The organism is Actinomadura sp. 3N407 (assembly GCF_052245875.1).
Classification (GTDB): domain Bacteria; phylum Actinomycetota; class Actinomycetes; order Streptosporangiales; family Streptosporangiaceae; genus Spirillospora.
On sequence record NZ_JBQQBP010000098.1, the window covers coordinates 1 to 582 of the forward strand.

General features: G+C 68.2%; 1 protein-coding gene. It reads left to right on the top strand.

Annotated elements, in window-relative coordinates; all coding sequences use genetic code 11:
* Positions 1–27 precede the first annotated feature (27 nt).
* Complete coding sequence (locus ACTWPP_RS45115; RefSeq protein ID WP_395952385.1) at positions 28–390, top strand: YkvA family protein; 363 nt, start codon at positions 28–30, stop codon at positions 388–390.
* Positions 391–582 lie beyond the last annotated feature (192 nt).

Sequence of the window (582 nt, forward strand, 5' to 3'; positions counted from 1 at the left end):
CTCTGAACGTCCCTCTGAGGAGTGCTCGTGGACAAGAAGCGCAGCGCGGCCGCCGCAGGTCAGGCTTGGCAGATCTACGCCGAGACGCTGAAGCCCGACGCACCGGGCCTCTGGGAGCGCGTCCGCTCCGTTCCTCGGATGCTGAAGTCGGTCGTGCGGGGGCAGTACAAGGGCATGTCCTTCGGGACGCTCGGGCTGCTCGCGCTGGGCGTCGTCTACATCATCTCCCCGATCGACGCCATCCCCGACGTGATCCCTGTTGTGGGCATCGTGGACGACACCGGGCTCGCCCTCTGGATGCTCGCCGTCCTCGTCAGGTCCGCGGGCGACTTCGTCATGTGGGAGCGCGGCGGGCGCCCGACCGTCATTGTGGGCGAACCCGTCGACTGACATCCGTAGGGCGAGCCCAAGGGTCAGGACGCTGGCGGGCCGAGTTCCTTGGCGAAGCGCTCGGCGGCGTCCTGCATGATGGGCACGACGTTCGGGACGGCATCGCTTGTCATCCGTCCAGAAGGCCCGGACACCGAAAGCGCCGTCAAGGCCGGAGCGCCTTGCAGAGGCACGGCCACGCAACGCACACCG